Origin of the sequence: Leifsonia sp. NPDC058248 (assembly GCF_042881905.1) — a bacterium.
Classification (GTDB): Bacteria; Actinomycetota; Actinomycetes; order Actinomycetales; family Microbacteriaceae; genus Leifsonia.
Genome location: NZ_JBHVXB010000001.1, coordinates 396958 through 420529, shown reverse-complemented (window position 1 = coordinate 420529; position 23572 = coordinate 396958). Strand labels below are relative to the sequence as shown.

At 68.9% G+C, this 23572-nt stretch carries 24 protein-coding genes; 8 read left to right on the top strand and 16 right to left on the bottom strand.

Going from position 1 to position 23572, the window contains the following annotated elements; all coding sequences use genetic code 11:
- The first annotated feature begins 85 nt into the window (after positions 1-85).
- Positions 86-1585 (top strand): DUF1254 domain-containing protein, encoded by a 1500-nt coding sequence (locus ACFVV5_RS02225; RefSeq protein WP_387238262.1) that lies wholly within the window; start codon positions 86-88, stop codon positions 1583-1585.
- 145 nt (positions 1586-1730) lie between these two features.
- Here ACFVV5_RS02225 and ACFVV5_RS02220 read toward each other — a convergent pair whose 3' ends face one another.
- Positions 1731-2339 carry an SRPBCC domain-containing protein gene (locus ACFVV5_RS02220; protein ID WP_387238260.1) on the bottom strand — a complete coding sequence of 203 codons (609 nt, stop codon included), beginning with the start codon at positions 2337-2339 and terminating at the stop codon, positions 1731-1733.
- Between the two features lie 3 nt (positions 2340-2342).
- Positions 2343-2747, bottom strand: a complete 405-nt coding sequence (locus tag ACFVV5_RS02215) for an ArsR/SmtB family transcription factor (protein ID WP_387238257.1) — start codon at positions 2745-2747, stop codon at positions 2343-2345.
- 84 nt (positions 2748-2831) lie between these two features.
- Between ACFVV5_RS02215 and ACFVV5_RS02210 the strand changes: the two genes are divergently transcribed.
- Positions 2832-3554 carry a hypothetical protein gene (locus ACFVV5_RS02210; protein ID WP_387238254.1) on the top strand — a complete coding sequence of 241 codons (723 nt, stop codon included), beginning with the start codon at positions 2832-2834 and terminating at the stop codon, positions 3552-3554.
- A gap of 4 nt (positions 3555-3558) precedes the next feature.
- On the opposite strand, the gene ACFVV5_RS02205 is transcribed toward ACFVV5_RS02210, so the two are convergent.
- From ACFVV5_RS02205 to ACFVV5_RS02195, 3 genes are all read right to left on the bottom strand, one after another.
- Positions 3559-3843: a hypothetical protein gene (locus tag ACFVV5_RS02205; RefSeq protein ID WP_387238808.1), complete on the bottom strand. Its 285-nt coding sequence runs from the start codon at positions 3841-3843 to the stop codon at positions 3559-3561.
- The gene (locus ACFVV5_RS02200) at positions 3770-4021 is read right to left on the bottom strand and encodes a hypothetical protein (RefSeq protein WP_387238805.1); all 252 of its coding nucleotides are present in this window, start codon (positions 4019-4021) and stop codon (positions 3770-3772) included. The genes ACFVV5_RS02205 and ACFVV5_RS02200 overlap by 74 nt, the downstream gene beginning before the upstream one ends.
- Positions 4022-4124: 103 nt before the next feature.
- Positions 4125-5813: an alpha-amylase family protein gene (locus ACFVV5_RS02195; RefSeq protein WP_387238251.1), complete on the bottom strand. Its 1689-nt coding sequence runs from the start codon at positions 5811-5813 to the stop codon at positions 4125-4127.
- A 125-nt stretch (positions 5814-5938) separates the two neighbouring features.
- Between ACFVV5_RS02195 and ACFVV5_RS02190 the strand changes: the two genes are divergently transcribed.
- The 3 genes from ACFVV5_RS02190 (at position 5939) to ACFVV5_RS02180 (ending at position 7984) form a co-directional block, all read left to right on the top strand.
- A complete protein-coding gene (locus ACFVV5_RS02190) occupies positions 5939-6670 on the top strand; it encodes an alpha/beta fold hydrolase (protein WP_387238249.1) in 732 nt (243 codons plus the stop codon).
- Positions 6667-7365, top strand: a complete 699-nt coding sequence (locus ACFVV5_RS02185; RefSeq protein ID WP_387238246.1) for an esterase/lipase family protein — start codon at positions 6667-6669, stop codon at positions 7363-7365. Before ACFVV5_RS02190 ends, ACFVV5_RS02185 begins: the two co-directional genes overlap by 4 nt.
- Before the next feature lie 268 nt (positions 7366-7633).
- On the top strand, positions 7634-7984 hold the full coding sequence (locus ACFVV5_RS02180; RefSeq protein ID WP_387238243.1) for a hypothetical protein: 351 nt from the start codon (positions 7634-7636) through the stop codon (positions 7982-7984).
- A gap of 49 nt (positions 7985-8033) precedes the next feature.
- On the opposite strand, the gene ACFVV5_RS02175 is transcribed toward ACFVV5_RS02180, so the two are convergent.
- From ACFVV5_RS02175 to ACFVV5_RS02165, 3 genes are all read right to left on the bottom strand, one after another.
- Positions 8034-9977 (bottom strand): carboxylesterase/lipase family protein, encoded by a 1944-nt coding sequence (locus ACFVV5_RS02175; protein ID WP_387238240.1) that lies wholly within the window; start codon positions 9975-9977, stop codon positions 8034-8036.
- 5 nt (positions 9978-9982) lie between these two features.
- Positions 9983-11074 (bottom strand): fatty acid desaturase family protein, encoded by a 1092-nt coding sequence (locus tag ACFVV5_RS02170; RefSeq protein ID WP_387238237.1) that lies wholly within the window; start codon positions 11072-11074, stop codon positions 9983-9985.
- 158 nt (positions 11075-11232) lie between these two features.
- Positions 11233-12741, bottom strand: a complete 1509-nt coding sequence (locus ACFVV5_RS02165) for an APC family permease (RefSeq protein WP_387238234.1) — start codon at positions 12739-12741, stop codon at positions 11233-11235.
- 222 nt (positions 12742-12963) lie between these two features.
- Between ACFVV5_RS02165 and ACFVV5_RS02160 the strand changes: the two genes are divergently transcribed.
- Entirely contained in the window at positions 12964-13326 is a 363-nt protein-coding gene (locus ACFVV5_RS02160; protein WP_387238231.1) for a VOC family protein, read from the top strand.
- A 1-nt stretch (position 13327) separates the two neighbouring features.
- On the top strand, positions 13328-13870 hold the full coding sequence (locus ACFVV5_RS02155; protein ID WP_387238228.1) for a GNAT family N-acetyltransferase: 543 nt from the start codon (positions 13328-13330) through the stop codon (positions 13868-13870).
- Positions 13871-14003: 133 nt separating this feature from the next.
- Here ACFVV5_RS02155 and ACFVV5_RS02150 read toward each other — a convergent pair whose 3' ends face one another.
- Positions 14004-15167: a class I SAM-dependent methyltransferase gene (locus tag ACFVV5_RS02150; protein WP_387238225.1), complete on the bottom strand. Its 1164-nt coding sequence runs from the start codon at positions 15165-15167 to the stop codon at positions 14004-14006.
- Positions 15168-15296: 129 nt separating this feature from the next.
- Here ACFVV5_RS02150 and ACFVV5_RS02145 point away from each other — a divergent pair, with 129 nt between their 5' ends.
- The gene (locus tag ACFVV5_RS02145) at positions 15297-15671 is read left to right on the top strand and encodes a YciI family protein (RefSeq protein WP_387238222.1); all 375 of its coding nucleotides are present in this window, start codon (positions 15297-15299) and stop codon (positions 15669-15671) included.
- Between the two features lie 128 nt (positions 15672-15799).
- On the opposite strand, the gene corA is transcribed toward ACFVV5_RS02145, so the two are convergent.
- The 7 genes from corA to dnaK form a co-directional block, all read right to left on the bottom strand.
- Entirely contained in the window at positions 15800-16771 is a 972-nt protein-coding gene (gene corA, locus ACFVV5_RS02140) for a magnesium/cobalt transporter CorA (protein ID WP_387238218.1), read from the bottom strand.
- A gap of 188 nt (positions 16772-16959) precedes the next feature.
- On the bottom strand, positions 16960-18150 hold the full coding sequence (locus ACFVV5_RS02135; protein WP_387238215.1) for a glycine C-acetyltransferase: 1191 nt from the start codon (positions 18148-18150) through the stop codon (positions 16960-16962).
- Complete coding sequence (gene tdh, locus ACFVV5_RS02130; RefSeq protein WP_387238212.1) at positions 18150-19193, bottom strand: L-threonine 3-dehydrogenase; 1044 nt, start codon at positions 19191-19193, stop codon at positions 18150-18152. Before tdh ends, ACFVV5_RS02135 begins: the two co-directional genes overlap by 1 nt.
- A gap of 179 nt (positions 19194-19372) precedes the next feature.
- On the bottom strand, positions 19373-19786 hold the full coding sequence (locus ACFVV5_RS02125; RefSeq protein WP_387238210.1) for a heat shock protein transcriptional repressor HspR: 414 nt from the start codon (positions 19784-19786) through the stop codon (positions 19373-19375).
- 2 nt (positions 19787-19788) lie between these two features.
- Positions 19789-20775, bottom strand: a complete 987-nt coding sequence (locus tag ACFVV5_RS02120; RefSeq protein WP_387238207.1) for a DnaJ C-terminal domain-containing protein — start codon at positions 20773-20775, stop codon at positions 19789-19791.
- Between the two features lie 100 nt (positions 20776-20875).
- Positions 20876-21556, bottom strand: coding sequence for a nucleotide exchange factor GrpE (gene grpE / locus ACFVV5_RS02115; RefSeq protein ID WP_387238204.1), 681 nt, complete (start codon positions 21554-21556; stop codon positions 20876-20878).
- Between the two features lie 2 nt (positions 21557-21558).
- A complete protein-coding gene (dnaK, locus tag ACFVV5_RS02110) occupies positions 21559-23427 on the bottom strand; it encodes a molecular chaperone DnaK (protein WP_387238201.1) in 1869 nt (622 codons plus the stop codon).
- Positions 23428-23572 lie beyond the last annotated feature (145 nt).

Below are 23572 nucleotides of genomic sequence, written 5' to 3'. Positions count from 1 at the left end.
CGGAAGTCACCCCACTCAGGTGACGACACCGGCCGTCTGCGCTGCGAGCATCGGGCGGAGAGCTTCGAGCAGGAGGGAGACGGACGTGTCTGAGACGCGAACCGGTGTCGCGGGTGGAGGGTTGTCGCCGGACCAGTTGAGGGAGGCGATCGCCTCCGTGTCCTCCCCGGACACCGTCGAGTCGCCGTTCGGGCGCCTCGAATTCTTCGACGGGGTGCCGCGACCCGACACGGTCACGACGGCCTACGACGCACTCGACCTGATGCGCGGCGTCGAGGTGTTCCTCACCGCCGTGCCCGGGGCATCCCTGGCGGCGATGCGGCGCGGCCTCCGGGCCGCGGGGGTGACGTCGCCCCATGTCATCGGCCTCACCGACCCGCGGGCCAACTCGAACAGTGTCAACCTGACGCCGAACACCGAGACGACCTACGGCACGACGTTCCTGGACCTCCGCGAGTGGGGGCCGACCGTGATCGAGGCGCCGCCCGAGTCGCTGTGCGTCGTCGACGACTTCTGGTTCCGTTACGTCGCCGACATGGGCATCGCCGGTCCGGACCACGGCCAGGGCGGGAAATACCTGTTCCTGCCGCCCGACCACCACGGCGACGTGGCCGACGGGTACTTCACCTTCCGCAGTCCGACGTTCACCAACTGGGTCGTGCTGCGGGCGCTCGGGGGCGTCCCGGCCATGCGGCAGACCCGGATCTACCCGCTGTCGCAGGCCGCCGCACCGGAGCACAACCGGTTCATCGACATCGCGGACGAGATCTTCAGCACCGTGCACGCGAACGACTTCACCTTCTTCGAGGAGGTGGCCGAGCTCGTCCAGGAGGAGCCGACGGAGGCGCTCGACGCCGAGCGCGCCGGCCAGCTCGCCGCGATCGGCATCGTCAAAGGGCAGCCCTTCGCCCCCGACGACCGGATGCGCGCGATCCTCTCCCGCGCGGCGCTGATCGGCGCCGGCCTGTCCCGAGTGGTTGCGTACGCTCCGCGAGATCCGGATGCTGCGCTGTACGGATCCTGGAAGAACGCGTTCGTCGGCGGGAGTCACGAATTCCTCCGCGCCGGGGCACGCCTGCTCGACGCGCGCACCCAGTTCCATTACCTCGCGACCGTCGTCACGCCGGCGATGGCGCACGCCCAGGTCGGAGCGGGCTCCGCTTACGCCTACACGATCCACGACAGCGACGGCGAGCTCCTCGACGGCGCCAGGACCTACCGCCTCCACGTCGACCCCCACCCGCCCGCGAAGAACTTCTGGTCGGTCGACGTCTACGACACCCAGACGCGTTCCCTGCTCCAGGTGCCGTCGACCATCTGGCCCGCCCTCGCCAGCAGCACCGGCACCCTCCAGGCCAACGACGACGGGTCCTACGACCTCTACTTCGGCCCGACGCCTCCCGACGGCATGGAGTCGAACTGGGTCGAGACGATTCCGGGCAAGTCCTGGTTCCAGCTGTTCAGGCTCTACGGCCCTCTGCAGCCGTGGTTCGACCAGACCTGGAGGCTCAACGAGTTCGAGCGCCTCGACCAGGGCGCCTCGGAAGGGAGTTATCCACACCCGAACGACCCGCCCGGCCCGTGAGTTGTCTCAAATTGTCGTTATAGCGCCGAAAACGGCCCCCATAACGACACTTTGGGACAACTCAGTGCGTTCGGGGGAGGGGCGGTGAGCATCCGGAGCGTGCATCGGCTGCGGATCGTGCCCACCGACCGGGACTAGCGCCGCGTCACGGCACGACGGTGTACTGCGCGACGGCCACCGCCCGGAGGGCGGCGATCTCGTCGGGCGTTGCGGTGCCCGAGGTCTCGACGGCCTCCGTCCAGCGGTCGATCGATCCACGGTTGAAGTCGAGGACGACGGGCGAGTTGGCGGCTTCGCGCGGGTCGCCGACGAGTTCCCCGCCCAGATGGATCCCCAGGCCCAGAAGAGCGCCGTCCCAGCCGGGGCCGACGAAGAGCGCACCGGCGCCGCTCCCGGCCATCGCGAGCGGGACGGTGTGGACGAGCTCGACCGTCGTGCTGCCGTCGCGCTCGGCCAGCCCGAGATCGACGATGCTGTCGGGTCCTCCGAAGGTCACCTGCAGCCGGGTCGGCCTGTCGCAGGCGCGAATCTCGCCGCCCGCGTTGCCGATGAGCTGGAAAGTGCCGCCGACGACGAGGTCGCCGGTGATGGGGTAGAACCAGCGGGGAAGGCGTTCCGGGTCGGTGAGCGCGTCCCACACCTCCGCGGCGTCCGCGTCGTACGTTCGGCTGACCGTCACCGAGACGGTCTCCCCGACGTCGTCGCGGGCGACCGAACGGTGGATTGCGGCGAGTTCTGCGAGCATGTCGAACATGGGTCATTCCTCCCTGATGGGCTTGATCGGCTTGTCGGCCGTTTCGGCTGCGTCGGCCGAGTCGGCGTTGTCTACGATCCGGGCACGGCGTTCGCGCCGACCCCGGGCGAGCTCGGTGCCGAGCGCGTCCAGCCTCTGCCCCCAGTAGTCCCGGAAGGGCTGCAGCCAGCGGTCGACGTCGACCAGGGGGCCGGTCTCGACCGCGTACAGGCGACGGGTCCCCTCGGCGCGCACGCGTGCGAAACCGTTCTCACGGAGCACGCGCAGGTGCTGGGAGACGGCGGGCTGACTGATCCCGAACTCCTCGCGGATGATCGCCGCTATCTGCCCGGACGACTGCTCATCTTGGAGGAGCAGCTCGAGGATCCGCCGGCGGGCGGGGTCACCGAGAACATCGAATGCGTGCACGGTGCGACTTTATCAACGTTCGCTTATATAAGTCAACACGAAATTAATGGTGGGCGCCGGTTCGACGATGATCATCCAGAACGGATGACGACCGCCGCGGTCCTCCGCCCGATACTGGTGGCGATCGGAACGGCGGTCGCAATGGCAGAGACGAAGCCAGAATCGGTGTCCGAGAAGGCTTCGGAGTCTCCTCGCGCCCCGCGGCAATGGCCCACGGAGGTGCGCGAGATCATCGCCGTGTTCGTGCTGTCCGTGACGGCGATCCTCACCGCCTGGTGCGGCTTCGAGGCGTCGAAGTGGAGCGGCGAGATGTCGATCCAGTTCAGTGAGGCGTCGGGCGACCGGATCCGCGCATCCGATGCCGCCAGCGAGGCCCGGGATGCCCGGCAGGTGGATCTCGCGATCTACGCCCAGTGGGTGGATGCACGGGCTGCGGGCGACTCGCAGCTGACGTCGTACGTCGAGGCACGGTTCACTCCCGAGTTCGCGGTCGCCTTCGACGCGTGGCAGAACAATGGCGAGACCCTCAAGTCGCCCTTCAACGAACCCTCTTACGTCCCCGCCGGCCAGGTGCAGTCGCGCGAGCTGTCCGCCCAAGCCGATGAGAAGTTCGCCACAGCGCTCCAGAGCAACCAGCGGGGCGACAACTACTCGCTCCTCACCGTGCTGTTCGCGCTCGTGCTCTTCTTCAGCGCCATGTCGAGCCGCAACCGCTTCCCCTGGGTCGACTGGTTCCTCCTCGGGCTGGCCGTGGTCATCGCGATCGGCGGCGGCATCATCCTCGCCACCTACCCCGTACTGCTCTGAGCCGTCATCCGGAGGCGCGAGGATCCGCCGCGCTGCGAAGGTGGTCGCGCAGCGCCCGCGCCACTCGTCCCATCAGCGCTTCGGCCGCCGGCTGCTGCGGCGTCGGCACGTGCGACTCCGTCAACGCCGCCACCGCGTAGGTGAGCCCGTCAGCGACGATCGTCTCCGTCAGTTCGCCCATCAGGTGCCGAACGGCGATCCCGCGCACGCCGAGCTCACCGAGGATCGCCACCACCTCGGCCGGGCCGGTGAGCGACAACAGGGCGTCCGCGGCGGCGCCGTCGCTGATCGCCGTGCTGAGGTAGAGGAGGTCGTCGACGGCGACGGTGGCGGGATGCTGGATGCTGGAAGCGCGTGATCCCGGTCGGCCCCGGTGTCGCGATCTGGCCCGGCTCCACGACGACGGCCGTCGAGCCGTCGAGTCCACCCCTCCGAATGCGCTCCAGGGTCGCGATGGCGAGCGGCACTTTCACGATCGAGGCGATCGGGTAGGCCTCGACTCCGACGGGGACTCCGACTCCAACCGGGTGACCGGCCGCCGGCACGTCACCCGCCGCCCGATCGGCCCGATCAGGCCGGGTCGTCGTCGGCCCCGAGACGCAGCCAGCGGTACCCGTAGCCGTCGAGGGGGACGCCGACGCGACCCCGGTCGAGGGCGAACTCCTCACCAGTGAACAGATCGGTCAACCGGTCGGCGGACCCGTCGTCGGCGCCGGCGTCCCGGGCGGCGCCGCCGAGCGCCAGCTGCACCTCGCGCGGCTCCGACCCGAAGTTGTGCAGGGCGATGAGCACGCGGTCACCGGAGGTCAGGCTGTGGGCCAGCACGGCCGCATCCGGTTGGTCGAGCACCTCGAACGCGCCCCAGCCGAGCTCGCGCTCGTTGCGGTAGTGCCGGATGAGCGTGCGCATGAACTGCAGGAGCGAGTCGGGGTCACGCCGCTGCTGGGCGACGTTCACGTGCTCGGGGCCGAACCCGCCCTCGGTCAGCGGGTTCCGCAGACGGGACTTTCGGGCCGTCGAGAAGCCGCCGTTACGACCGGAGCTCCACTGCATCGGAGTGCGCACGGACATCCGGCCGCCGATGTCGAGGTTCTCGCCCATGCCGATCTCCTCGCCGTAGAAGAGCACGGGAGTGCCCGGCAGGGAGAACAGCAGGCTGTAGACCATCCGGATGCGCCGCGGATCGCCGTCGAGCATCGGCGGCAGGCGGCGGATCAGACCGCGGCCGTAGACCTGCATCCGCTCCTCCGGGCCGAAGGCGGCGAACACCTCGTCGCGCTCCTCCGTGGTGAGCTTGTCGAGGGTGAGCTCGTCGTGGTTGCGCACGAAGTTGGCCCACTGGATGTCCGGCGAGCCCTCCGGACGCGAGAGCAGCGCCTTCACCAGAGGCCGGGCATCCCCTCGGGCCAGCGACAGGTAGAGGTTCTGCATGCTGATGAAGTCGAACTGCATCGTCAGCTCGTCGCCCTCGGCCCCGCCGAAGAACTCGTTCTGCCCCTCGCGCGACAGGTTGACCTCGCCGAGGAAGATGCCCTCGCCGGCTCTCCGGTTGAGGAACGACCGGAGCGACCGCAGGTAGGCGTGCGGGTCGGGCAGGCGCCGGGACCCGTCGATGATGCCGTCGGTCTGCAGCAGGAACGGCACCGCGTCGATGCGGAAGCCGGAGACGCCGAGCTGCAGCCAGAAGCCGATGACCTTGGCGATCTCGTCGCGCACCCTCTCGTCGGTGATGTTGAGGTCGGGCTGCTGCCGGTAGAAGACGTGCTGGTAGTACTGACCGGCCTTCTCGTCGTACTGCCAGTCGCTGGTCTCCTGGTCGGGGAAGACGGGCGCCGGCTGGTTCTTCGGCGGCTCGTCGCGCCACACGTAGTAGTCGCGGAACGGGGAGTCCGGGCTCGAGCGCGCGGCCTTGAACCACGGATGTTGGTCGGAGGTGTGGTTGACGACGAGGTCGACGATCACGCGCATCCCGCGGTCGCGGGCGATCCGGATCACCTCGACGAAGTCGCCGAAATGGCCGAGCCGCCGGTCGACACCGTAGAAGTCGGTGATGTCGTAGCCGTCGTCGCGGTCGGGCGAGGGGTAGAACGGCATCAGCCAGAGGCAGGTCACCCCCAGCTCCGCCAGATAGTCGAGGCGCGTGGCGAGGCCTCCGAGGTCGCCGATGCCGTCGCCGTCGCCGTCCAGGTACGTCTCGACGTCGAGGCAGTACATCACGGCGCTCTTCCACCACAGGTCGCTGGTGTCGCTGACTTTCATCCGACCTCCTTCAGCGCACACCGTACGCCTGTGCCTGTCGCAGGCCATGCCCCGGCTGCTCGAAGCACTCGACTCGGTTCGCGCCAGTCCGTGACATCCCACGCCACCGGGTGTACGAATCAGTCATGGACGATCGCGATCACCGACCGGAGGCCGTGGTCGTCAGCGACTCCGGCACCGCCGGACCCTGCTACCTCCTCATCCACGGAATCGGCGTGAGCTCGCGCTACTTCGAGCGCCTCGCTCCCCTGCTCGCCGAACACGGACGCGTCGTCACCATCGACCTCCCCGGTTTCGGCCGAGCGCCCAAGCCGCCCCGGGCCTTGACGGTCGAGGACTTCGCGGAGGTCGTCTCCCGGGTGATCGACAGGCTCGATCTCGGTCCGTGCGTGGTCGTCGGGCACTCGATGGGCTCCCAGGTGGTGACCCGATTGGCCGTCACGCATCCGGAGTCGGTCGCCTCGCTCGCTCTGCTCGGTCCGGTCTGCGACCCCCGGGATCGCAGCGCGACCCGTTCCGGCTTCCTTCTCGCGGTCGACTGCCTCGGCGAGAGCCCGCGCGGCAACCTGCTCGTGCTCAGCGACTACGTGCGCTGCGGCATCCGGTGGTATCTGACGGTGCTGCCGTCGATGCTCGACTACCGCATCGAAGACGAGGTGCAGCTGGTGACCGCGCCGGTGCTCGTGATCCGCGGCGTGCGCGACCCGATCGCCCGAGACGACTGGGTGAGTCTGCTGGCACACCGCGCCCCGCTCGCGCGAGCGCACGTCGTCGACGGGGCGCGGCATCTGGTGATGCACTCCCAGCCGCGACGGACCGCCGACCTGCTCGTGGAACTCGCGGTGTCGCCTCGATGACGTTGTTTCAGAAGGCGGGCGTCTGGCTGGCCGACTACGTGTACGCCGGCCGCCATCAGGTGCGGGCCGCGCTCGACCGCACGCACCCGGATGCCCTGGTCGCCGCGTCGGGGATGCTCGCGCCGGTCGTGCTGCTGCCGGGCATCTTCGAGACGTGGCGCTTTCTGCAGCCCCTCGCGACGCACGTCCACGCTCTCGGGCATCCGGTGCACGTCGTCACCGCACTCGGACTCAACCACCTGTCGATCGGCGAGGGCTCGGCCATCGTCGCCGCCTACCTCGAGCGCCGGATGCTCACCGACGTCACGCTCATCGCGCACAGCAAGGGCGGCCTGATCGCCAAGCACGCGATGGGCGTCCCCGGCGCCGCCGAGCGCATCCGGAGGACGATCGCGGTGAGCACGCCGTTCTCCGGCTCCTCGTACGCACAGTTCTTCCCGCTGCGAAGTGTTCGCACCCTCGCCCCGACGGATCCCGAGCTCTCGCGGCTGAGCCTCGACCACGAGGTGAACGCGCGCATCGTCTCGGTCTACGGCTGGTTCGACCCGCACATCCCCGGCGGGTGCGAACTGGTCGGCGCGCAGAACGTACGGCTCGACGTGGGAGGGCATTTCCGGCTGCTCGGCCGGCGGGAGCTGTTCGACGTGGTCGACCGCGTGCTCGCCCAAGACGAGGATCGCGTCATTCAGAGCTAGCGGCGATCAGTCGTAGAACTATTTCCTATTGGATTCGATCAATCAAGTTCTCTACCATCGAATTCAGGACGTTGGCGCTGTCGCCTCGCGACGACGGCCCCCTGTCGGAGCGAGACGGACGGCTCGGCATCCCGCCACCCACCCTCGCGCTCACGACACCCGCGGCGCCGACCCACACGAGGTACCTGAAATTCCTGACCTGAAGATCGAAATCGTTGCCCGAGACGAACTCGGCTCGATCGTCGCGCTCATCACTCCCGACGGCGTCGTGGACGCACAGACGGCGTCTGCGGAGATCGCCCGCGGCGAGGTGACCTACGTCACCGGCCCCGACTCCTACGTGCGCGTGCCGGTGCGGGCGATCTCCACCACCGGGGGCGCATACCTCTACGCCAACTGGGACGGCTCCCGGCGCAACAACCTCCACGACCTGTCCCCGCTGATCCGCGTGCTGACCCCGGTGACGACCGCGGCGATCGCCGCCGTGGACGCGAGCGCGACCCCGACGCTCCGGGAGCGGGGTGCGGCCCGCTGGGCACAGCTGGTCCGGAGCATCCGGATGCACGCGCCGCTGCGGCCCCGCCCGGCCGCGTGCGTCGACTGCCCACCGCTCGCCTGAACCCGGCCGCTCCGTGCTCGGTGCGGCGGAGCGGTGCGCTGGAGCAGCCCTAGTTCCTTGCTTCCGAGAACCGGTGCTGCGTCGGATGGCGCCGCAAGAGCTCCGGAAGGAACAGGACCCAGGCCCGCCGCCGCGCGCGGTGCGGATCGTTCTCCACGCGGTCGGCGACGTCGATGATCAGCGTCGCCCGCGACCTCGTCTCGTACGGCGGCCACGACGAGGCCACCCCGCCGTCCTCGGCGAAACCGAGCCAGTAGCCGCGCATCCGCTCGCCGGCCGCTGAATACTCCTCCCGCCCGCCGATGGATGTCATCGCCCGGGCGATCGGCATGTCCAGACTGTCGAAGAGGGCGAACATCTCCACCCCGTGCGTCGCGTCGAGGCCGAGCAGCCTCAGCAGGCGGGGCGCCAGATCGAACCGGTACACGTGGACCGGGGCGAAAGTCGAGTGCAGGTCGGCGACCACGACGCTCGGATACCAGAAGCCGTAGTCCCCGCTGAAATCGGCCGCCGGCCGTCGCGACGGAAGCCCCGGATACGCCTCCCGCATCCGGTCGTGCGACCATACCGGGGCGGTCGCGAACATCGCTGCGATCCGGGCCGCCGAGCGGGGAAGGATGTCGACCCGGCCGCGGAAGATCGACCCCTCGCGGTCGTTGGTCCCGATGATGAGCGGCACGCGGTGGGCGTGTCCTTCACGGATGGCCGCGAGGGGGTGCCTCGGGAGGTAGTCGCCGTCGATGACCGGGGCGAGACAGAAGCGGCCGGGATAGGCGTCGGGCGTGCGGGTCTGCAGTTCCAGCCCGGCGGCGAGCAGATCGGAGACGTCGGCTTCCGCGAGCACGACGCCGATGTCCTCGGGCGGGTGCGGCGAGTACGGCGAGTACGGCGAGCGCGGCGGGGCGGCCCCGGCGATCGCGGCGCCCATCCGGCTGTCAGCAACCCTGCTCGCGGTCACCCGGCGGAGGATGTCGACGAACTCCCCGGCCCAGGCGGAGGTGAGCTCGCGTTCGTAGATGGCCGAGGGCGGAGCGCTCTGGGCGATCGCCCGGGCGAACAGGCCCCGCGCCGCCGGCGTGGCCATCAGCGTGATCACGGCGTTGCCGCCGGCCGACTCGCCGAACACCGTGACGTTGCGGGGGTCGCCACCGAACCACTCGATGTTGTCGCGCACCCAGGCCAGCAGGGCGACCTGGTCGCGGAGGCCCAGATTGCTCTCGAACGGTCGTTCCGGCGTCGAATAGCGGCTGAAGTCCAGATAGCCGAACGGGCCCAGACGGTAGTTGAAGCTCACATAGACCGCACGCCCACCGGTGACGAAACTCTCCCCCCGCCCCGAGAACTCCTGCGACGAGCCCGAGCTGTAGCCGCCGCCGTGGATGAACACCAGCACCGGCAGCGGAGTCGTGACCTCCGAGGGCGACTGCACGTTCACCGTGAGGCAGTCCTCGTCGGAGGCGACCTCGGGGGGAGCGCCCCGCAGCCGTCGCCGCAGAGTCTGCGGGGCGATGCTCCCGAAGCGCGACGCGTCGCGGGTTCCGACCCACGGCACGACGGGGCCAGGCGCACGGAAACGTCGCGGGCCCGTCGGAGGTGCGGCATACGGGATGCCCCGCCACGCGGAGATCGCACCCTCGCGCACGCCCAGGACGTCGCCTCCGGTCACGCGGACGCGGAGCTCCCGTTCCGCTCCTGAAAGCACTCGCACGGGCACCTCCCATTCCGAAACCCATAGAACGCGCATCGGGACGGGATAGCTAGCGGTCGGACGGAATGCGCTCGCCGAGCATCCGGAGTCGTCGTAGAGCACGAAGAGCTCGAGGTCGTCGTCGAGCGCGTTCTCGAGCGCGAGCCTCCTCGGCAGCTCGCGCGGGTCGGCCTGGATCGTGACGGTGACATCGTCGCCCGTCCGGCGCGGGTAGATGAGCAAGGCGACCACTCCGACCGGGCGCGCGCGTCGCAGCGCATGCCGGGGAGAGTGCGTCGCACGCATCGACGTCAGCGCAGCGCGGCCGCCGCGGGGCAGTCGAACGGGTCGCGGGCGGCGAGCCCGACGCGGTTGAGGTAGGCGATGACGATCGCATACGACCGCATCAGCGTGGTCTGGGTGTAGGTGATGTTCTCGGTCGCGCAGTGCTCGCGCACGATCGCCGCGGCCTTGCGCAGGTGCGGGCGGGGCATGTTGGGGAACAGGTGGTGCTCGACCTGGTAGTTCAGGCCGCCCATGAACGCCGTGGTGCCGGTGCCCTCGATGTTGCGCGAGGTGAGCACCTGGCGGCTCAGGAAGTCGACCTTGATGCCGGGCTCGATGATCGGCATGCCCTTGTGGTTGGGCGCGAAGGATGCGCCCATGTACACACCGAAGACGGCGAGCTGCACCCCGAGGAAGGCGACGGCCATCCCGAACGGCAGCAGCCAGAAGACGAGGCCGAGGTAGACGGTGAACCGCACGGCGAGGAAGGTGAGCTCTTTGGCGCGGCCGTCGATCTTGCCCTTGCCGAACAGGGTTCCGATCGAGCGGCCGTGCAGGTTGATGCCCTCGAACATCAGCAACGGGAAGAAGAGGTAGCCCTGGCGTTCGGTGATCTTCGCCATGATGCCGGTGCGCTTCGCGGCGTCCTCTTCGAGAAACGAGATCGTATCGACCTCGATGTCCGGGTCTTTGCCCACAGTGTTCGGGTTGGCGTGGTGGCGGGTGTGCTTGGTCATCCACCACGAGTAGCTGATGCCGACCACGAGGGTGGAGAGCAGCCGGCCGATGCGGTCGTTGACCGGCCCGGATGCGGCGATCTGCCGGTGCGACGCCTCATGTCCGAGGAACGCGAACTGGGTGAAGATGATGCCGAGCGCCGCGGCGACGAGCAGCTGGAACCAGCTGTCGCCGAGCAGCACCATTCCGGCGATCCCGGCGGCGAGCGCCACCACGAGCCCGGCGAACAGCAGCGCGTAGAAGAGCGGTGTGCGGCGCAGCAGACCCTGGTCGCGGACCGTATTCAGCAGGCGCGAGTAGCTGGCCGTACCGGTGGGCTGCGTGGAGATCCGGGGAGCGGTTCTGCGAATCGGACCGAGGGTAGGAGCGGGTGCGGACATTGCGCGCCGTTCTGTCGATTCGACTTCCCAGCCGCGGTGTCGGGCGTTCACCCTCAGATGTAGCCAAGCTATCGGCCGAGTCTGACCAGGGCCCGTGAATGGGCTGCGCCGCGCCGCCGAATCCTCTGAATCGGCGACGCGGCGCAACGGCCGCCGGGTCAGCCGATCGGGCCGTCGTCGACGTGCGCCGGAGCCTTCGCATCCAGTTCGTCGGGCAGTTCGAGCGGGCGCCGCGTGTAGTAGCCCCGGGCCTTGCGCCAGAAGAGCAGCATCGGGATGATCCCGAGAACGATCAGACCGATGCCGAGGATGTTGACGATCGGGTCGTTGCCCGGGATGGAGGCGATGAAGATCCACGCCATGAAGACGGCGCCCGCAGCCGGCCACAGGCCGATGAGCACGAAGTTCTTCACCGACCGGAACAGCACGCGCCGGTAGGCGACCACGACCGCGACGCCGGCGAGCGTGTAGTAGAAGGCGATCTGGAGGCCGATCGACAGGATCGCGTTGTTCATGATGTCCCCGACGCTCCCGAGGAAGTTCGATCCGATGAAGAGGATCATCGAGACGCCCACGACGATGAGGGTGGCGAAGGCCGGGGTGCGCCACTTCGGGTGGATGCGGCCGAACGCGGCCGGGATGGTGTGGTCGCGTCCCATGGAGAACAGGGTGCGGGTCACCTGGATGAGCGTCGTCTCGAGCGTAGCGATGGTCGAGAGCGCGACGGCGACGACCAGGATCTTGCCGCCGACTCCCGGCCACACCACCTCACCGAGGATCGACAGGATGTTGGCGCTGTTGCCGTCGATGGTCTTCGTGGGAAGCAGCACGAGCGTCGCGATCGTGAAGACCTCGAAGAGCAGGAAGACGATGACGACGCCGATGATGCCGGCGGAGCCCGCCCTCTTGTGGCCGTCCTTCGTCTCTTCGTTGAGGTTCGCGCTCACGTCCCAGCCCCAGTAGTAGAAGGCCGCGATGAGCGCGGCGGAGACGAAGACGCCCGCACCGGACAGGTGGCTGAAACCGAGCCAGTCCCACGAGAACGACGGGCCGGCGTGGTCGGTCGTCGCCGCCCGGCCGAGCGCCACGGCCGCGAACACGACGAGAATGCCCACCTCGATGACCGACATGATCCACTGGGCGCGGGCCGTGACGTGCACCCCGAAGAGCACACAGGCCGCCATCACCAGGAACCACACGGCGCCGACGGCCGTGATGAGCGGCACGTTGTCCGCGTCCTTCGGGCTGAACAGGGTGACCGTCATCGCGCCCGCGGGGAGCGCTCCGGCGACCATGAAGATCGTCGCCGAGACCACCAGGGCCCAGCCGGAGAGGAATCCGAGCACCGGGTGCAGAGCACGGGCGACCCACGAATACGAGGCGCCCGCGTTCACATCGGCGCGACCCAGGTAGAGGAACGCCCACGCGATTCCGAGCATCGGGATGGCCGACCAGAGCAGGGCGCCTGGAGCGCCGAGTGCCGCCGTGCCCACCAGGGTCGCGGTCGTCGCGGCGATCGAGTACGCCGGGGCGCTTCCCGCCACCGCCATCACGATGGAACCGGCGGCGCTCACACCGTTGGCCCGCAGCTTGTGCTCGTGGGGCTTCGCCCCGCCGGTTGCCTCGACCGAGCGCGACTGCTGCTCAGCGGAATTGGTGCGCGTCATTGCTCTCCCTGCGTAATCCGTCGTTGGATGTCCACGCAGAACCTAGCAGCGACCAAACGCCAATACAAGTTGAGATGAACGGATTCAGTTGCGGATTGTAACAATCGCCCTCTAAAGCACCCGCGATTGTTCCAGATCACAACGAAAACCGAAGCCACCGGATGCTCGCCCCGACGCCAGCGGTCCTTGACTTCTGCACGCGCAGGCGCGAGCGTTGCGGGCATGGCACTTTCCGTGAATCACGTGCTCGCCGTGGTCGCCGTCTCCGACGTCGAGACCAGTCGCCGCTGGTACGAGCGGTTCTTCGATGCGGAGCCGACGAACATCCTGATGCCGGGCCTCCTCGTCGAGTGGCGGGTGACGGGCAACGGCTGGGTGCAGGTGACCTCCGACCCCGAGCGCACGGGACTGTCGCAGCTCAACCTCGCGGTCGACGACCTCGAACAGCAGGTGCGCGGAATCGAAGCGCGCGGCATCGAGGCCGGCGAGATCCTCCAGGCCGACAAGGGCGTGCGGCTCTGCTCCTTCGAGGACCCCGACGGCAACGTCGTGACGCTCATCGGCGGGTTCCGCGAGCAGTACTGACGTGCGTGCGGGAAGCGCTCCGGAGTCGCGCGGCGACGACGTGCTGGTGGGGGATCCGGTCGTGATCGGGCCGGGACGACCCGGCGACGTCGACCAGTGCGTGGCGCTCTGGATCAGCGCGATCGAGTCTCGGGACGAGCATCCGGCGCCCACCGGAGCTGCTGAGCGGTGCCGTGCCAAGTTCTCCCACCCGGCGACGTCATTCGTGGTCGCCCGCTCGGGAGACGGCATCGTCGGCTTCGGTCTGGTCACTGTGCCCGGCACCGGAGCGTCCGGCGATCCCGCGGACGCGGCCTACCTCGCGCTCCTCGCGGTGCGCCCCGGGGCGCAAGGCCGCCACGCCGGCTCACGACTGCTCGACGTGCTCACCCAGGAGACGCGATCGGGCGGGCATCCGGTGCTCGTGCTCCACGTGCTCGCCAGCAATCGCGCGGCCGTCGCACTCTACGAGGCGCGTGGCTGGCGAGCCCACGGCGAGCTGTTCCCGCATCCGCTGAGTGGCGAGCCGCACCAGACGTATGTGCTGGACGCGACAGTGCGCTGAGCGTGCTCAGCTGGCCGGCGGGTCGGCGGGCCGGCTGGCCGGCGGGCCGGCGGGTCGGCGGGTCGGCGGGCCGGCGGGTCGGCGGGTCGGCGGGTCGGCGGGCCGGCGGGTCGGCGGGTCGGCGGGCGCAGGATCAGGGGCGGCGTGAGGCGGTGACGGTGAACTTGGCGTTGCGGGCGATCTGCCGGGTGGGGCCGACGGCTCGCTCGAGGGCGGACCGGTAGCCGAGGTGGGAGTTCCACACGGTCCAGAGCTCGCCGCCCGGGGCGAGCACGCGGCCGGCGTCGGCGAACATCCGGTGCGCGATGTTTGTGTGAACGGCGGCGCCGATGTGGAACGGCGGGTTGAGGACGATGAGGTCGGCGGTCCCGTCCGGCTGCGATGCGAGGGCGTCGTCGCGCACGACCGTGACGCGATCGCCCACCCCGTTCGCGTCGGCGGTCGCCCGCGTCGAGGCGACCGCCGCAGCCGACTGGTCGGTGGCGAGCATCCGGATGCCCGGCCGCCGCATCGCCATCGTGGACGCGATCACCCCGGTGCCGCAGCCGAGGTCGATCCCCGTTCGAGCATCCGGGATCGCCTGGTCGAGCACGGTGAGCAGAAACCGCGTGCCGATGTCGACGGTCGTGCCGGCGAAGGCGGCGCCGTGCGCGCACACCCAGAGGCCGAGGTCGTCGTCGAACGTCCGCCGGGGCCAGGGCTCGAGCGCGGCCGCCGCGTCGGGGAGGGCATCCGTCGCCGTGAGCACGCGCGCCTTCTGCCGGGCGAGGGACGCCCGCACCGAGCCGAACACCTGACCGAGGACGTCGTTCATGGCGGGGGTCAGGTGTTTCACCATTCCGCCGGCGAAGACGGTGACCTCCGGATGCGCGTGCCGGGCGATCAGCGCGGCGACCTCGGCGAGCGCGTCCAGGCTGCGGGGCAGGCGGAGGAGCACCAACCGGGCGCCCGCGACGAGGGACGTGTCGAGGGGGAGGTCGACGAAGGCCGTCTCGAGACCGAGGGCGACGGCGTTGGCGGCGAGGGCGCGGGAGCCGGTCAGAGCATCCTGATGCACCCGGATGCCGCGGGCGCCCTGTGCGGCCGCGGCCAGCGTGAGGGCGCCGTAGGAGTCGCCGATGACGACCAGTCCGCCGTCGGCCGGCGTGGGGAGGGCGAGCGCGGCGGTGGTGGGCTCGTCCGCGGTAGGCCCGGCGGCGGTGTCGAGGAGGAGCCGGTCGGCCGCGTCGGACGCGAACAGGTTCGGGGCTTCGACGTCGGGCCAGCGCCGCAACTCTTCGAACGCGAAACCTGACACGCTCCCTTCCTACCAGACGCCGCGCGCAGCGTCCGACCCGGCGCGTCGGGCGGGTGTGGGCGCAGAATGTCGATCTGGGCCTCAGCCGTTCGACGTCCTCGTGTCACCCACCAACGACAGGAGAGTTCCATGCGATTCGAGATACTGATCTACAACAACGCCGAGTTCGAGTCCGCCATCGAGGGTCCGGATGCCGACCCGGCGATCGTCGCGGAGTGGTCGCGCGCCCACGCCGACCTGCAGACCGAGCTCCGGAAGTCGGGCGAACTGCTGGACTCCAACGAGCTCAGCCCCCAGACGGCCGTCGTCGTGCGGGCCGATCGCGGGACGCCGCACCGTGTGAAGGCGGTCGACGGCCCCTTCAGCGAGTCGAAGGAGTGGGTCGGCGGGTTCTACGTGGTCGACTGCGCCACGGTCGACCGTGCGGTCGAGATCGCGGGGCGCTTCGTCGAGGCGCGGTACTCGCCCGTCGAGGTGCGACAGCTCGTTCATCCGGGAGCCTGAGGCGCGCGCCGCCGCACGCTGCCGCCGCCTCGCGCCGCCGCCCGCGCTCGCGCCGCCGTCATTTGCCAGTAGTGGTCGCCAACACGCCCGGGTTGGCAGCATCTACTGGCAAACGGCGAGCGCCACGCCTAGAGCCAGCCCTTGCGCTTGAACGCCCAGTAGAGGCCGAAGCCCATCGCCACCATCAGCGCGATCGCGAACGGGTAGCCGTACTGCCAGCGCAGCTCGGGGATGTTCACGAAGTTCATGCCGTACACCGTCCCGACCAGGGTCGGAGTGAACAGGATGGCCGCCCACGCCGAGATCTTCTTGACCTCGTCGTTCTGCCGCTGGCCCACGAGCGCGGTGTGCACGGTCAGCGCGTTCTGCAGGATCTGGCGGAACCCGTCGGCGCGCTCGGTGACCCGGATGACGTGATCGTGCACATCCCGGAACTGCTCGCGCAGCGAGAGGTCGGCGCCCTTGGCCTCGAGATGTTCGCGCAGGTTCTGGAGCACCTCGTCGAGCGGCGCCACCGCACGCTGGAACATCATCACCTCGTTCGAGAGCTCGTAGATGCGCCGCGAGACGGACTGATCGCCGTTGAAGAGCTGGTCCTCGATCTCGTCGATGTCGTTCTCGAGGCCCGCCACGACCGGCGCGTACTCGTCGACGACCTGGTCGAGGATCCCGTACAGCGCTGCGATCGGGCCGTGGCCGAGCAGTTCGGGCTCCGCCTCCATGCGCCGGCGGACAGCGCCGAGGTCGGGCTTCTCGGCATGCCGCACGGTGATGACGAACTGGTCGCCGAGGAACACGTGCAACTCGCCGAACTCGACCTTCTCGGTCTCTTCGATGTAGCGGGCGGGACGCAGCACGACGAACGTCGTGCCCGAATACTTCTCGATCTTGGCGCGCTGGTGCCCGCTCAAGGCGTCGTCGACCGCCAGCTTCGGCAGGTCGAACTCCGTTGCGACCGCCCCGATCTCGCTCTCCGTCGGCCGGTAGAGGCCGATCCAGGCGAAGCCGTTGCGGTCGCGGACCGCCTCGTACGTATCCTCCAGTGAGGTGGGATCGGCGGTACGCCGTCCGTCGACGTATACGGCGTTGTCGACCAGCATGCGACGGCCCTCTCTCTCGGCTGTCGCCACGTTATCCCGTTCAGACTGTGAACTCGATGGGTCCGGTCGCGCAGCGCCCGCAATCGAGTCCTGAGTTGCTGGGTCGAAAACGCGCTGTTCGACCCAGCAACTCAGGACTCGAGGGCGGGGCGACCCTCGGGGCGGGAGGGGGGACGGGCGGGCGGACTCTAGGCTTGGGCGGCGGCGACGGCGTCGCGCGCGCCGACGAACGCGTCGACGCACTGCCGGATCTCCGCGTCGGTGTGCGCCGCCGACAGCTGCACCCGGATGCGCGCCCGCCCCCGCGGGACCACCGGGAACGAGAACGCCGTCACGTACACGCCGCGCTTCTGCATCTCGCCCGCGATCCGCGCCGTCAGGGCCGCATCCCCGAACATCACCGGCACGATCGGATGCTCACCCGGCAGCAGCTCGAAGCCCGCCTCCGTCATCAGCGAACGGAACAGCGCCGCATTCGCCACCAGCTGCGACCGCAGGCCGTCCGACTGCTCGAGCAGGTCGAGCGCCGCGAGCGTGCCGGCCACGATCGACGGCGCGAGCGTGTTCGAGAACAGGTACGGTCGGGACCGCTGACGCAGCAGGTCCACGATCTCCTGCCGGGACGACACGTAGCCACCGGATGCTCCGCCCAGCGCCTTGCCGAACGTGCCGGTGTAGATGTCCACGCGGTCTCCGACGCCGCAGAACTCCGGCGTCCCGCGCCCGTGCTCACCGACGAAGCCGACCGCGTGCGAGTCGTCCACGAACACCAGTGCGCCGAATTCGTCGGCCAGGTCGCAGATCTCGCGGAGCGGCGCGATGTAGCCGTCCATCGAGAAGACGCCGTCGGTCACGATGACCGTGTGACGGGCATCCGCGGCCGCCTCGAGCTGCGCCCGCAGGTCGGCCATGTCGCGGTTCTTGTACCGGAACCGCTGCGCCTTCGACAACCGGATGCCGTCGATGATCGACGCGTGGTTGAGCTCGTCGGAGATGATCGCGTCCTCGGCCGAGAACAGCGTCTCGAAGACGCCGCCGTTGGCGTCGAAGCACGACGAGAACAGGATGGTCGCCTCGGTTCCGAGGAACTGCGACACCCGGCGTTCCAGCTCGAGGTGCTGCTCCTGGGTCCCGCAGATGAAGCGCACGCTCGCGAGACCGTAGCCCCAGTCGTCGAGGGCCCGCTTGGCGGCATCCCGGAGCGCCGGATGGTCGGCGAGGCCGAGGTAGTTGTTGGCGCAGAAGTTGAGCACCTCGGCGCCGTCGGCCGTGATCAGGGCCGACTGCGGGCCTCGGATGCTGCGCTCGTGCTTGGTGAGACCGGCCTCCTCGATCTCGGCCAGCTGACCCGCGACGTGGTCGCGAAACGTTCCGTACATCAGAGCTCCGTCCAGTCGAGGATGACCTTGCCTCCGCCGCCGGCGGCCGCCGCGGCGAACCCGTCCTCCCAGTCGCGCGCGGCGAACCGGTCGGAGACGATCGAGGCGATCGCGGTGCGCAGCACTTCACTGGTCTGCAGCATCGCGCCCATCGCGTTCCAGGTCTCGAACATCTCGCGGCCGTAGATGCCTTTGAGGGTGAGCATGTGGGTGACGACGATGCCCCAGTCCACGGCGATCTGCGACGACGGCAGGCCGAGCATCGCGATGCGACCGCCGTGGTTCATGTTCTCGATCATCTGCGGCAGCGCGCCGGGCGCCCCGCTCATCTCGAACCCGACGTCGAAGCCTTCGCGCATCGCGAGCGCGTCCTGCGCCGACCGGATGGGCGCCCTCGACACGTCGACCGTGTAGTCGGCGCCCATCCCCTCGGCGAGCGTGAGCCGGGACGCGCTGATGTCCGTGCCGACGATGAATCGCGCGCCCACGTGGCGGGCGACAGCTATGGCCATGAGACCGATCGGGCCGCATCCGGTGACCAGCACGTCTTCGCCGACCACCGGGAAGGCGAGTGCCGTGTGCACCGCGTTGCCGAGCGGGTCGAACAGCGCGCCGACCTCGGGCTCGATGGCGCTGTGGTGCACCCAGACGTTCGTGGCGGGCAGCGTCAGGTATTCGGCGAACGCACCGTTGCGCTGCACGCCGACTCCTTGGGTCCGGATGCACATCTGACGGCGTCCCGCGCGGCAGTTGCGGCACGTGCCGCAGACGATGTGCCCTTCGCCGGAGACCTGATCGCCGACGGCGACGTCATGCACCAGGGGTCCGACCTCGACGACTTCGCCGAAGAATTCGTGGCCGGGGATCAGCGGGGCCTTCACAGCCGACGCCGCCCAGTCGTCCCAGCGCTGGATGTGGAGGTCGGTTCCGCAGATTCCGGTGCGCAGCACGCGAATCTTCACGTCTTCGGGACCGATCTCGGGTTCGGGGACTTCGACCAGTTCGAGACCCGGTCCGGCCTCGCTCTTGAACAGCGCCTTCATCGCCACCTTCCTTGTAGGAATTCCGTGTTGGTGGGAAGCGCCGCCCTCATGAGGCCGCGATTCACCGCGCTAAGCCTACCCACGCCGGCTGTTCCCCGTCGGGGTGTGACGAACGCGGCCCCGGATGCACGGCGAAGCGAATGCGCAGGCCGGCGCCGTCGAGCGCAGGCTCCGGCGGGTCAGCGGCCGAGCGGACGCCAGACGACGACCTGGTTGCTGCGGCGCACGCGGGTGCCGGCGCGGAGCGAGATGACCTCGCCCTCCGAGCCGGCCGCGAACACGCGGCTGCCGGGGCGGTTGAGCAGCTCATCGGCGAGCGCGCTCTCGAGGTCGTGCACGCGCTTCCTGAGCTCTCCGACCTGGTCTTCCAGCTCGATGATGCGCCGGATGCCCTCCAGGCTCACCCCCTCGCCACCGAGTCGCGCGATCTCCTGCAGCTTGGCGACGTCGCGCATCGAGTACCGGCGCGACTTGCCCTGGGTGCGGGTGGGGCTGACGAGGCCGAGCCGGTCGTACTGCCGGAGCGTCTGGGGGTGCATCCCCGCGAGCTCCGCAGCGATCGAGATCACGAAGACCTGGCTGTTTTCGTCCATCGCTATCCTCGAGCCTTGGCCAGCAGGTCGTCGCGCGGGTTCTCGTCGGGAAGCTTGTCGGCGAACGCTTTGAGCGCATCCTCGGCATCCGTCGTGAGGTGGGACGGCACCGCGATCTGCACGACGGCGAGAAGGTCGCCGGTGCCCTTCGCGGTCTGGACGCCCCGGCCCTTGACGCGCAGCACCCGGCCGCTCGGCGTTCCGGGCGCCACGCGCAGCTTCACCGGGTCGCCGCCCAGAGTGGGCACCTCGATGGTGGCCCCGAGTGCGGCCTCGGCGAAGGTGACCGGCACGGTCACCCGCAGGTTGAGGCCGTCGCGCTCGAACACCGGATGCTTGCGCACAGCGACGGAGAGCACGATGTCCCCGGCTTCGCCTCCGTCGGGGCTGGGCTGGCCTTTGCCGCGGAGCTTGATCTTCTGTCCGTCGGCGACGCCGGCCGGGATCTTGACCTTGATCGGTTTGCCGTCGGCCGCCTGCAGCGTGATGGTCTCGCCACGCGTCGCGGTGATGAAGTCGATGGTGGTGTGGGCGGTCACGTCGCGTCCGCGGGTCGGGCCGCCGTAGCCGCGGAAGCCGCCGCTCGACGAACCGAAGCCTCCGTTGCCGAAGATGCCGCCGAACACGTCGTCGAAGTTGCCGCCCTGCTGGTACGTGTAGCCGCGCTGCCCGCCGCCTTGGCCGAACATTCCGCCGAACACGTCGTCGAAGCCGCCCTGCCCGGCCGAGCCGGGGGCGGTGAAGCGGGCGCCGGAGCCCATCGCGCGGATCTGGTCGTACTCCTTGCGTTGCTCCGGGTCGCTCAGCACCGAATGGGCTTCGCTGATCTCTTTGAACTTGGCCTCCGCCGCCGCGTCCCCGGGGTTGGAGTCGGGGTGGTACTTGCGCGCGAGCTTGCGGTAGACCTTCTTGAGTTCTGCCGGGGTGACGTCTTTGGAGACACCAAGGACCTTGTAGAAGTCCTTGTCGAACCAGTCCTGGCTTGCCACGGCGCCTCCTTCCTAAAGTCTGATTCTGTCAGTCTGCACTGTCGAGGCCGGGGAGCGGCAGGATGGGCATCCTGTCGCTCCCCGGCCGGTTTCGAACTGTCTAGGCGGGGACCGCCACGACGACCTTCGCCACGCGGACGGTCGTCGAGCCGAGCTGATAGCCCGTCTCGACCACGTCGGCGACGGTGTCGACCGTCACGTCGGGGCTCGGCTGCTGGAAGATCGCCTCGTGGATCTGCGGGTCGAACAGGTCGCCCGGAGCGCCGTACGGCTTCAGGCCGAGACGCTCGACCGTGAGACGCAGCTTGGCCGCGATGGTCGCGAACGCGCTGCCCTCCTCGAGGTCGCCGTGCTTCTCGGCGCGGTCCACGTCGTCGAGCACCGGAAGGAGACCCTTGACGGTGTCGCCGATCGCGCGCTCGCGCTCGATCTCACGGTTGGCTTCGGTGCGCTTGCGATAGTTCGCGTACTCGGCGGTGACCCGCTGGAGGTCGGCGAGCCGTTCGGCAGCCACCTGGTCGGCCGTCGCCTGGCCGCTCAGCACATCCAGCTCATCGTCGCTCAGCAGAGACTCGAACTCGTCGCCCCCGGCCGGTCCGACGTCCACGAGCTCCTCGTGGGAGAGGTCGGCGTCGGAGGTGTCGCCCTCCGACCCGGCCCCTGCGTCGGCCGGCTCCCGAACCTTTCCGGTCTCGGGGTCGATCCGCCGCTTGTCGCGGACGATCGGCTCCTCGTTCTCAGGCTCGTTCGAGTCCTGCCCGTTGGGGTTCTGGTCCGACATCGTTACTTCTTCTCCTCGTCTTCGACGACCTCGGCGTCGATGACGTCCTCGTCGTCGGAGGAGGACTCACCCGCGGGCTGGTCGCCGGCGGGCGCCTGCTCGCCGGCGGCCGCGTCGGCCTGACTCGACGAGTAGATCGCCTCGCCCAGCTTCTGCTGGCTCGCGTTGAGCTTGTCGTAGGCGGTCTTCACCGCGTCCTCGTCGTCTCCGGCGAGAGCGGACTTGAGCGCGTCGACATCGCCCTGGACCTCGTTCTTGACGTCTTCGGGGAGCTTGTCCTCGTTGTCCTTGATCAGCTTCTCGATCGAGTAGGCGAGCTGCTCGGCCGTGTTGCGGGTCTCGGCGGTCTCACGACGCTTCTTGTCCTCGGCGGCGTGCTCCTCGGCCTCACGCACCATGCGCTCGATGTCGTCCTTCGGCAGCGACGAGCCGCCGGTGATCGTCATCGACTGCTCCTTGCCGGTGCCCTTGTCCTTGGCGGACACGTGGACGATGCCGTTGGCGTCGATGTCGAAGGTGACCTCGACCTGCGGGATTCCGCGCGGCGCCGGAGCGATACCGGTGAGCTCGAAGGTGCCCAGCGGCTTGTTGTCGCGGGTGAACTCGCGCTCGCCCTGGAAGACCTGGATCGCGACGGACGGCTGGTTGTCGTCGGCCGTGGTGAAGGTCTCGCTCCGCTTGGTCGGGATGGCCGTGTTGCGGTCGATGAGCTTGGTCATGATGCCGCCCTTGGTCTCGATTCCGAGGCTCAACGGGGTGACGTCGATGAGAAGCACATCCTTGCGCTCGCCCTTGAGGACACCGGCCTGCAGGGCGGCGCCCACGGCGACGACCTCATCCGGGTTCACGCCCTTGTTGGGCTCCTTGCCGCCGGTCTCCTGCTTCACGAGCTCGCTCACGGCGGGCATCCGGGTGGAGCCGCCGACGAGCACGACGTGCGCGATGTCGGACACCTTGATGCCGGCCTCGCGGATGACGTCCTGGAACGGCTTCTTGGTGCGGTCGAGGAGGTCGCTGGTCATCTGCTCGAACTGGGCGCGGGTCAGCGTCTCGTCGAGGTTGGCCGGCCCGTTCTCGGTGAGCGAGAGGTACGGCAGCTGGATGCTCGTCGACATGCTCGACGACAGCTCCTTCTTGGCCTGCTCAGCGGCTTCCTTCAGACGCTGGAGGGCGATCTTGTCCTTCGAGACGTCGACGCCCGTGGTCTCCTTGAACTTCTTGATGAGCCACTCGACGATGCGCTGGTCCCAGTCGTCGCCGCCGAGGCGGTTGTCGCCGGCGGTCGAACGCACCTGGATGGTCGAGAAGTCGTCGTCCTTGCCCACCTCGAGGAGGGAGACGTCGAAGGTTCCGCCACCGAGGTCGAAGACCAGGATGAGCTCGTCCTCCTTGCCCTTGTCGAGGCCGTAGGCGAGAGCCGCGGCGGTGGGCTCGTTGATGATGCGGAGCACGTTGAGGCCCGCGATCTCACCGGCCTCCTTGGTGGCCTGGCGCTCGGCGTCGTTGAAGTACGCCGGAACGGTGATCACAGCATCCGTCACCGTGTCGCCGAGGTACTGCTCGGCGTCGCGCTTCAGCTTGGCCAGGATGCGCGCCGAGATCTCCTGCGGCGTGTACTTCTTGCCGTCGATCTCGACCTTCCAGTCGGTGCCCATGTGGCGCTTGACGGAGGCGATGGTGCGGTCGACGTTGGTGACGGCCTGGCGCTTGGCGGTCTCTCCGACGAGAACCTCGCCGTCTTTGGTGAAGGCCACGACCGACGGGGTCGTGCGGAAGCCTTCGGCGTTCGCGATGACGGTGGGCTCGCCACCTTCGAGGACCGAGACGACCGAGTTGGTGGTTCCGAGGTCGATTCCTACTGCACGTGACATATGTGCTTTCTCTCCTTTGTGTTGCTGGTTGTCGCTCTGAAAGTCAGTGATCAAGACTTGAGTCTCGATGGCTCAAGTGTTACATCCGCCCTTTCGCCTTGTCAAGACGAGAAGCTGAAACTTGAGCACACTTGACTCAACTTTG